The organism is Candidatus Infernicultor aquiphilus (assembly GCF_002784285.1).
Classification (GTDB): Bacteria; Atribacterota; Phoenicimicrobiia; order Phoenicimicrobiales; family Phoenicimicrobiaceae; genus Infernicultor; species Infernicultor aquiphilus.
This window is the reverse complement of record NZ_PFKO01000034.1, coordinates 7,122-7,323: the sequence shown is the minus strand read 5'-3', so window position 1 is coordinate 7,323 and position 202 is coordinate 7,122. Positions and strand designations below refer to the sequence as shown.

The following is a 202-nucleotide window of genomic DNA, read 5'->3' as shown; positions in this document are numbered from 1 at the left end:
ATGTGGGTACCGCTACCATTCAGGATAATACCAAGACTCTGCAGTATATAGCCAATATTACCGGGATTTGGTATATTAAAATAATTCGTTCTTCTGGAGAAGGAGAATATCAACTTTCCATAAATATTCAGAATCAGAATGATGCTGGTAGTAATCGAGATGCTGGAGACACTCCTGAAGAAGCAATTGCCCTCCTTTATCC

General features: G+C 39.1%; 1 protein-coding gene. It reads left to right on the top strand.

Features of this window, described 5'->3' with window-relative positions; translation table 11 throughout:
- Positions 1-202, top strand: a 202-nt coding sequence (locus COZ07_RS01125) for a hypothetical protein (protein ID WP_406606763.1), incomplete at both ends; no start/stop codon positions are given.